Genomic DNA, 8,711 nt, shown 5'->3' on the forward strand with positions numbered 1-8,711 from the left:
TACGACCGCCGGGGTCAGCCCCATGCGACTGACATCCACATAGAACTCCAATTCAGGGTGGTAGTATAACCAATCTTGGTAATGCTGCCAAAGAGCCAAAGCATCCATAAAAATACTCTCGCGCTACGATCTCAGCGTACGTGAATGCTCCGCTCATGACGCTTTGCGTCCATAAGCGGCTTCCCAATCCCATAGGAGAGAGAGGGTGACCGGCATTCTCGGTGTAGCGCAGGAACTTTTGCCTTTCGCTACCTGCCCATCCTTTCGGTGGGTCAGCTTTAGTTTATAGGCCAAGTATCGAGCCGCGATGTTGTAGCTGGCGGAAAGATCGGCATTGTACTGTTTGCCGTTGGCAAACGTTGCTAGCTCGTACTGGGTCTTAGATCGTTGCACCTTGCCACTGCCGTCATAGACCCAAGATGATGTGCCTTTGGGGGGAACTTGACGCTCATCCCGCTAACGCCAAAGCATATAGCAGGAGATTCCCCGTTCACAGAGTCTTGGCTAGATGCCCCAAAGGACATCCCCGCCAGAACCTCTCCAGGGGCATTTTCAGCACTGTCCGCCCGACAGCGCTTCTCAAAGAGCATTATAACCTTTAGTCGCTTCTAATGTCACTTAGCCGCCGCTTCACCACCCCCCAAGCCTGCGGCTATGGGCGGAGCACTGCGACGGATTTTGGTAGTTCTTCCCTTCTTTCTACCCCTTCAAACCGTCGTTCAGGACTTCTTGCTTTGGCGGCTTTAGCGACGACATATATTCTTCCTTGATTCCTTGTGGTAGAGTTGACCGTGTTATAAATCTCAAGGTCTGGCGCCAACCTAAAGACTAAGCGATTAGCTGGCTCAGTGCGCAACAATAGCATATGAGGCATATGAGACTGTTGTGGTGTACGCAGACTTGCAGATAGCGAGCACTATTAAAAGCAGTACCCAAGGACATTGGGGAACCGCCTCGAACGAGAGAACGACTAAGGAAACGGCCACCTCTATGGTGGAGGGGTAACCTGAGACTGTAGGTGGCGTCACTGAACCAGTAATAAGAATCCGCCAGCTTTAGCCTGTGGGAGTACATCAAGCAAAGTGTTAGCCGTGAAAAAACAACGTTGGTTTCTCCTGTTAGTCAGCTTGGTCTGTGGGGTGGCGATCGCCCTTCATCCCGTTGCCGCACAGGCGCAAAACCTCTGGCAGCGGTTGCTGTTGCAGGGAATTCAGGTCATCCAACTCTCGAATATCTCACCCCGTCAAGAGGTAGCTTTGGGGCAACAAATTCATGAGCAGATGCTACGTCAAGGGATGCGCCTTGTGCAGAATCCTGCGGCTCAAAACTATGTGAGTAGCATCGGCGCCCGCTTGGTGAGTGTGGGCGAACGCCGGGGACTTCCCTACCAATTCCACATCATCCAAGACCGCCAAGTGAATGCCTATGCGACGATGGGGGGCTTTGTCTATGTCACCACAGGACTGATGCAGCGGGCAGAAAATGAGGCAGAACTGGCCAGTGTCATTGCCCACGAGATCGGCCATATTGACCAGCGCCATGTAATTCGCCAACTACAACAGATGGCGATCGCCCAGGGTGTAATGACGGCTGTGGGCTTGGATCGCGATCGCGGACTCCAAATGGCCATGGAACTAGCCTTTCGACGCCCCCGCAGTCGAGAGCAGGAGCTAGAGGCCGATCGCTATGGGCTGGGGCTGCTGGCCCGCAGTAACTATGATCCACGGGCCATGGTGACGTTTCTCCAGAAACTACAACGGGAGGGAGGGGCACCGCCGACGATATTGAGTACCCATCCTGCGCCCCGCGATCGCCAGCTAATTGCCGAAAATTTAATCCGCTCTGGTTTCAGCAATGACTGTGTTGTCAGCCCCCAGCCCCTGTGTGGCACAGATACTTTAGCCTATCAGCAACAACTGCGCTCGTTCTAATCTTGCTTAACAGGCCAACAGGTTACGCCAGCGGGCATAGCGTCCCAAGGCGGTAAGGGGAAAGTGCTGCTGGTAATAGTGGTATTTCAAGTAAAAGTGGCAGGGAAAGCCCGTGCCGGTGAAGTAATCCTCGTGCCATGTACCATCCGGGCGCTGCGTTTGCAGCAGGTAAGCTACACCTTTTTCAATCGCCTCTGTGGCGTAGTCCCCCGTGGCATCGCCGGCGGCCAAAAGGCCAATGAGCGCCCACGCCGTTTGGGATGCAGTGCTCTCTCCCTTGCCCTTGAGGGAAGGATCACTGTAGCTCCAGCAGGTTTCACCCCAGCCACCATCGGCATTTTGACACTGCACCAGCCACTCAGCGGCACGGCGAATGCGCCAGTGATCGTAGCGAGGAGCCACAAGGGAAAGGGCAGTTAGGACACCACTGGTGCCATAAAGATAGTTCACCCCCCAGCGGCCAAACCAACAGCCCTCCGGTTCCTGCTCGTTGCGCAAGTAAGCAAGGGCACGCTCAAGAGCACCACTCTCGAAGTTCAACTGACAGCGCCCCACCATCTCCAGCACCCGCGCGGTGACATCGGCAGTATTCGGGTCAATCATTGCCTTGAGATCGCCATAGGGAATGGCATTGAGCCAATCTTGGTCATTGTCCACATCAAAGGCTGCCCACCCCCCCGGCCGACACTGCATTGAGGCAATCCAAGCAACTGCCCGCTCAATGGCTCGCCGCTTTAGGTTTTCGTTGGGCAGTCTCACCGCGTGAAGTGCCATCACCACCACTGCTGTATCATCCACATCGGGGTAGAAGCGATTCTCAAATTCAAAGGCCCATCCCCCCGGCTGACCTTTTTTGTTTTTTACGTGCCAGTCCCCATAGTCAAGGATTTGCTTGGAGAGCAGCCATTCGCCGGCTTTGACCAGGGCGGGATGATCGGGAGCAACACCTGAATCCACCATGGCCCGCATCACCAAAGCCGTATCCCAAACGGGGGAAACGCAGGGCTGCACGCGATACTCAGTCTCTGTTTCAATGGCAAAGCGATCCACCGCTGCCATGCCCCGCTGTACAATGGGGTCATCAACAGCATAGCCAAGGGCACGCAGCGCCAAAAGGGAGTTGAGCATGGCGGGAATAATGCCGCCCCAGTCGCCACTGGCTTCTTGATGCTCTAGCACCCATTCTTCGGCCGCCTTTAGCCCCTGTTCTCTGAAGGGATGAATGTTCAAGGCTTCAAGGAGTTTGAAGGCGCTATCGAGACCGACAAAGACATCACTCCAATCTCCCTGACGCGGCAGTTCCCAGACCACGTTTGCCCGTCCTTCGGTATAGAGTTCATCGAGGGTAATAGGGGGGTTCATCCCATAAACGGGCTTGCGATCCATGACAATTAACAGCGGCACGGTGCTACTGCGCGCCCAACTGGACATTTCATAAATGGTGAAGGGACTGCCCTCGGGCAGGAGCATGATCCAAGGGGGTAGGGAGGGAATCCCCCGCCAGTCGTAGCAGCCAATCAGCGCAAGGTGTAGCTTCGTAAAGATACGGGTTTTGCTAATGCCGCCGCGGGCGAGGATAAATTGCCGTGCTTTGACCAAGGCCGGATCCTCTTCGGGAACCCCCAAAAGCCGCAGACCCATGTAGGCCTCAACACTGGTGCTGAGATCGCCGCCATCGCCGTAAAACAGCTCCCAACCGCCGTGATCCCGCTGCTGGTTGCGCAAATACTGTTCGGCTTTGGCCAAGGGCAACCGCTGCTCTGTTCCCCAGATTTTATGGAGCAGGATCACCTCTGCGGTCATGGTGACGTTGGACTCCAATTCTGCCCACCAGTAGCCCTCGGTATATTGCTGGGAGAATAAAAACTTTTGACTTGCGTGAATTGCCTGTTGCAGTTGTTTTGGGTCAATGACAGCGGCAAATTGAGTTTGCATGATTCCTCGGCTGTTGGACTCTTGGTTAGTTTAGCGGGGGCGATCGCCCCCTCGCAAGCGCCCTAGAGTTGGGGTAGGATCGAGGGTATGTCTTTGCGTCAACACCAGCATCCTTTGATTCAACGGCTTGCCGATCGCATTGAGCAGATTTGGCGGACTGCTTTGCCCCTAGCCCCCTACGCCCTGCCTGAGGATCTCGGTTATGTGGAGGGCAAACTAGAGGGGGAGCGGCTAACAATTGAGAACCACTGCTACCAGGCGCCGCCCTTTCGGAAACTTCACTTAGAACTAGCACGGGTGGGGGAGAGCCTCGATATTTTGCACTGCGTCATGTTTCCAGAACCCCACTACGATCTGCCAATGTTTGGTTGTGATCTTGTGGGTGGCCGCGGACAAATTAGTGCCGCGATTGTTGACCTCTCCCCTGTGACGGGGCAGTTGCCCGCTGCCTATACATCCGCCTTAAGTGCTTTGCCGAAGCTCACCTTTAGTCAACCGCGTGAGTTGCCCCCCTGGGGACATATTTTCTCGCCTTTTTGTCTTTTCATTCGGCCACAGGGGGACAGGGAGGAACAGCAATTTCTAGATCGTATTGGCGAGTACCTCACACTCCACTGCCAACTCAGCCGGCAAGCTGTGCCCACAGATCACCCGGAAGCAGTGATTGCGGGGCAACGCCAGTACTGTCACCAGCAGCAGCAGAACGATAAAACCCGTCGTGTTCTTGAAAAGGCATTTGGCAGGGCTTGGGCAGAACGCTACATGACAACAGTACTCTTTGATGTGCCCACTCTTTCAGGCTCTCGTTCCCCTGAAGTGGATTAGCCTAGGAGGGAGCCAAACTTTTTCCATATTCTCTTCTATATTGTCAATGTATTGTCATTGTGGCTTTGGTCGTCAATGGGATGGCTGATTAGCGGCGATGTGGCACTGGCAAACCACTGACCTTGGGCGTTTTCTCACCTGTGATCTGCTGCAGGGGTTTGCCCACGGTTTCTTTAGTCGGGATTGGCAAGGCCAGGATTTGACTACTCTAACTGCGGCTTTAGGAGTGAGGGCAACTCCTTTACGCACTCAACAGGTGCATAGCGATCGCGTTGCCTTGGGAACAGAAGTTCTCACCAGTGAGGAACGCTTGGCAGCCGATGCCCTTGTGGCCACAGAGCCTAATCAAGCCCTCTGGGTTTGTAGTGCCGACTGTGTACCCTTGCTGATTGCCGATGTCGCCAGTGGACGGGTGGCGGCGATTCATGCGGGGTGGCGGGGGACAGCAACCCAAATCTCTCGAGCCACGCTCCGGCAGATGCAAGCATTGGGCAGTGATCTGGCTAATTTACGGATTGCCATGGGGCCTGCCATCCGCGGTGAAGTCTATCAAGTGGGGCTGAATGTTGCCCGTGCCTTGGGCCAGACTATTCTTGAGGGGGTAACGGAAACTATTGAGCGCGATGATCTCTATCAACGTTTCGCCGCTTTAGACCCAGAGGCAGTCTTTCTTGATCCTGAGGCGGGGCGACTGCGGCTGGATGTGGCACGGGTGAATCGTTTGCAACTGTTGCAATTGGGATTAAGGGAGGAGCAGATTGCCCTGTGTCCCCACTGTACGTTTCGCGAGGCTGAATCCTTTTTTTCCTATCGCCGTGAACGTCTAAAGCAGGTGCAGTGGTCAGGAATTGTCAGTCGGTTAGTATGATTGGCATTGCAACACAAGAGGCTGTGGTGAGATCGTGGGGCGATCGCCACTGCCAGTCCCCCGCCCTTCCTGCCCTAGTCTGTGTTCTTGGCTTTACGGAAACAGCATTAATTCCGGGAATCTCGGCGGCGGGTCAAACCCCCAGCGATCGCCGGCGCACCGCCCTAGCGGACGGCGAGTTCCTGCTGCGAGGTATTCAACCCCACTACCACTATCCTCTACCACCCCTGACGGCGGGAGCCTCCCCTGCCCTCATTAGTCGTGCCCTCATTGAGGCTTTGGCGTTGCCCCTCTACGTCTTTGATGCCGGTTTACCCCTACCGCCTCTGCCGGAGATGATTCACTTGGGGGGCACACCGGCGCGCTGTCTCACCACGGGTCAGGCCATGACAGCCCAAACCGTAGTGCACCTCTGGGAACAGGGATGGTTTTGGGGGGCCAAGCTCAGTAGTGAATATCCGTGGCTCATCATTGCTGAATGCGTAGTGGGCGGTACAACCACTGCCCTTGCCCTGTGCGAAAGTTTGGGGATTGCTGCTCGCGACTGTGTGGGCAGTAGCCATCGCCAGAGCAACCACGAACAAAAGTGGCAACTGGTGCAACAGGGGCTGGCCCATCTCCCTGCTGAGGCCGATCCTTTCACCTGTGTCGCGGCGATTGGCGATCCAATGCAGGTGGTGGTTGCCGCTATGCTGCTGCGAGCCAGTCAAACCTGTGGTGTGTTGCTAGCGGGGGGGTCACAAATGATGGCGGTCTATGCCTTAGCGCGAGCGATCGCCCAAGAGCGTCAGCTTCCTTGGCATCCCGCCCAAATTGTGGTGGGCACCACCCGCTGGCTGATTCAGGATCGAACGGCTCAAATTCAGCGGTTGGCAGAGCGTGCCCGGTGTCCGCTCCTTTACACTCAACTGGATTTCAGTCTATCCCGTCATCCTGCCCTGCGTGCCTATGAGCAGGGGTTTGTCAAGGAAGGTGTTGGTGCCGGGGGCTGTGCGATTGCTGCCCATCTGCTGGCGGGCTGGAGCAATTCAGAAATGGTGAATATTATTGACAGGTTGGGCGATCGCTATCACGCCTCCGGCGGTTCACTCATCGCTAACTGACAGGCCGCAAGACTGGCACTGCTGTACATCTGCTCTAGGGTGGCCATGAACTGTGCCACTTCACTGGGCACCTCATGGGGAAAGGGGGGTAACACTGACAGCACAGCATAGGGTTGACCACTGGGAACCAGCACCACTAACTCTGGGGGTAGGGGCTGGCGATATTGGCAAAAAGAAGCATCGGTTTTGGGCGGCTCATAAAGGGGTGGGGGGGCGGGCACAGGAGAGGGAGTTGTTGCCCGATAGTGGCGTAGGCGCTGGAGAATCTCCTCTTTGGTTTTGCCCCGCAACTGAAAGAGTAAAAAGGGGTCTTCGTTGAAGTACTGCCCCAGTAAATAATAGACGGCGCCAATATGCTTGCAGGGATTCACCGGATCAGGGCAATTGCAGCGGCTGTGGATGTCAAATTTGGTAAAGGGAAATAAACTCAGTCCGGCTTGGGTAAAGACTTCTTCAATACTGGGGGGCAGCTCCCCCGCTAGGAGTTTGGCGGCATAGAAAGCTTTTTGTGCCATGCCATCAATGACATATTGCCACTGCTCTTCACTAAAGGCATCCAAATGCAGTTTGACGTGATAGGGTTCAGGAGCTGTGCCCTGCACCTGGGCATGGACTTGGTTGCCCTTGAATTCCAATGTGAGAACCCGTCCTTCGCGCACATAATTGCGTGCCCGCTCTAGCCGTCGGCGCCAACCAAAGGACTCTAGGACACCAATCCAACGTTCACTCCACCAATGTTGACGCCCTTGGGCACTGTCACCATCGCTCACCTCAACGACGGGTTCAGAGGCCACCGTTGTTGTCGTTGCATCATGGGTGGTGGAAGGGAACTGCTGCTTTTGCTTTTGTTTGAGACTGGCAGCTTTGCGGGTAATTTTGAGAATCTGGGGCTGTTTCATGGGTCATATCCCACGGCGATTCCTTCTATCATAGGCTGCTGGTCTAGAGGATGAGATCAATCTCCCACGTGGTCACATCCCATGTTTGTAAGACATACTCGTTTCGGTGCTGACGAATCAACCAGAGGTGGCGATCGCCCGTAAAGCCGAGGCCATAAATCTCCTGTTCACTTTCAGCCGTGCCGACAATTTCACCGCTGTGGGTGACTAAATGCAAACGATGACGACCCGCCACCACGTAACCCCAGGGTGTGGCACAGAGAAATTGAGGACGAAATCGCAGGCCCAAGCGTTGAACCCGCCAAGGCCGCAAATGTAAGAGCACCAACAGGGGCTGTTGCGGATGCTCCTCAAACGCTGCGAGTTGCCATGGCTGGTGATGGGCAGGGGTGAACAATGTCAGGGGAACAGGTAGTTGGGTGTGTAGTCGCCAGTGTCCGCGGCGGTCGAACAGTTGAAAATGGGTTGTGGAATGTTCCGTTTCAGGATGCTGGGATCGACTGATCACCAAGCCATAGCGACGATTGACCAGGAGCGTCTCCACAAAAGTCTGTCCATGCCATTGACAACGGAGAGTCCGCTGCCCTTGACCATTCATGAGTTGGATATAAAGCTGTAGTTCCGCTGCTGCACTCTCAATCTGGGTTTCTGCACACCAGTAACCGGTGGCATCAATGGTGAATCGGTTCAAGGTAGAGTGAAGACGACAGTCTATGGGAATAAGCTGGTCATGAATGCAGAACAGTTGGGGGGGCAGCCCATTGAGTTGCAGCCAAGCACTCACTTCACCGCCATAGAGTTGACGCGGCAGCGGTGGTAGCGGCCATTGCCCCACCTCTTCTGGCCCAGTCTCCCTAGCTTGCCAAGCCCAGAGGCGATCGCCCACCACGCCATAGAACCCTGTGGCCGTACCGGCAACTTGTTGGGGCGGTCTTGCTAAAGAGTAGCCCTGGGGTTCCCCCAGCCAAACCGCCGCCGGCGCCTTGGAAAACAACAGCGGCTGCTCATGACGCTCTGCTTCGATCACCTCTAGGGCTAATTGCACCGCCATCGTCATTTCCGCTGCACTTTTATACCGTCGCTGCGGTAATTTATCCAAGGCTTTGGTGAGGATGCTCCGCACTAGAAAGGGCAGTCCTGCCGGCAGCGC

General features: G+C 55.4%; 6 protein-coding genes and 1 pseudogene. 4 read left to right on the top strand and 3 right to left on the bottom strand.

The window, feature by feature from the left end; all coding sequences use genetic code 11:
- Nucleotides 1–1,091 precede the first annotated feature (1,091 nt).
- A complete protein-coding gene (locus Q0711_RS02590) occupies nucleotides 1,092–1,931 on the top strand; it encodes a M48 family metallopeptidase (protein ID WP_298612094.1) in 840 nt (279 codons plus the stop codon).
- A gap of 6 nt (nucleotides 1,932–1,937) precedes the next feature.
- Here Q0711_RS02590 and shc read toward each other — a convergent pair whose 3' ends face one another.
- Nucleotides 1,938–3,866 carry a squalene--hopene cyclase gene (gene shc, locus Q0711_RS02595; RefSeq protein WP_298612091.1) on the bottom strand — a complete coding sequence of 643 codons (1,929 nt, stop codon included), beginning with the start codon at nucleotides 3,864–3,866 and terminating at the stop codon, nucleotides 1,938–1,940.
- 87 nt (nucleotides 3,867–3,953) lie between these two features.
- On the opposite strand from shc, the gene Q0711_RS02600 reads away from it, so the two are divergent.
- The 3 genes from Q0711_RS02600 to cobT all read left to right on the top strand — a co-directional run bounded on the left by Q0711_RS02600 (nucleotide 3,954) and on the right by cobT (nucleotide 6,662).
- Nucleotides 3,954–4,691 (top strand): phycocyanobilin:ferredoxin oxidoreductase, encoded by a 738-nt coding sequence (locus tag Q0711_RS02600; RefSeq protein ID WP_298612089.1) that lies wholly within the window; start codon nucleotides 3,954–3,956, stop codon nucleotides 4,689–4,691.
- A 97-nt stretch (nucleotides 4,692–4,788) separates the two neighbouring features.
- Nucleotides 4,789–5,559, top strand: a complete 771-nt coding sequence (gene pgeF, locus Q0711_RS02605; RefSeq protein WP_298612086.1) for a peptidoglycan editing factor PgeF — start codon at nucleotides 4,789–4,791, stop codon at nucleotides 5,557–5,559.
- A complete protein-coding gene (gene cobT, locus Q0711_RS02610) occupies nucleotides 5,556–6,662 on the top strand; it encodes a nicotinate mononucleotide-dependent phosphoribosyltransferase CobT (protein ID WP_366142512.1) in 1,107 nt (368 codons plus the stop codon). Before pgeF ends, cobT begins: the two co-directional genes overlap by 4 nt.
- On the opposite strand, the gene Q0711_RS02615 is transcribed toward cobT, so the two are convergent.
- The gene (locus Q0711_RS02615; protein WP_298617310.1) at nucleotides 6,629–7,561 is read right to left on the bottom strand and encodes a metal-binding protein; all 933 of its coding nucleotides are present in this window, start codon (nucleotides 7,559–7,561) and stop codon (nucleotides 6,629–6,631) included. The two genes, cobT and Q0711_RS02615, sit on opposite strands and share 34 nt — an antisense overlap.
- Before the next feature lie 43 nt (nucleotides 7,562–7,604).
- Nucleotides 7,605–8,711: pseudogene (locus Q0711_RS02620) on the bottom strand (hypothetical protein); the annotation flags it as partial.

Source organism: uncultured Thermosynechococcus sp., from assembly GCF_937958135.1.
Taxonomy (GTDB): Bacteria; Cyanobacteriota; Cyanobacteriia; order Thermosynechococcales; family Thermosynechococcaceae; genus Thermosynechococcus.

Coding starts and splice junctions, on each gene's coding strand:
- Q0711_RS02615 (WP_298617310.1), bottom strand. CDS start 7,561: ATGAAACAGCCCCAGATTCTCAAAATTACCCGCAAAGCTGCCAGTCTC.
- cobT (WP_366142512.1), top strand. CDS start 5,556: ATGATTGGCATTGCAACACAAGAGGCTGTGGTGAGATCGTGGGGCGAT.
- Q0711_RS02600 (WP_298612089.1), top strand. CDS start 3,954: ATGTCTTTGCGTCAACACCAGCATCCTTTGATTCAACGGCTTGCCGAT.
- pgeF (WP_298612086.1), top strand. CDS start 4,789: ATGTGGCACTGGCAAACCACTGACCTTGGGCGTTTTCTCACCTGTGAT.
- shc (WP_298612091.1), bottom strand. CDS start 3,866: ATGCAAACTCAATTTGCCGCTGTCATTGACCCAAAACAACTGCAACAG.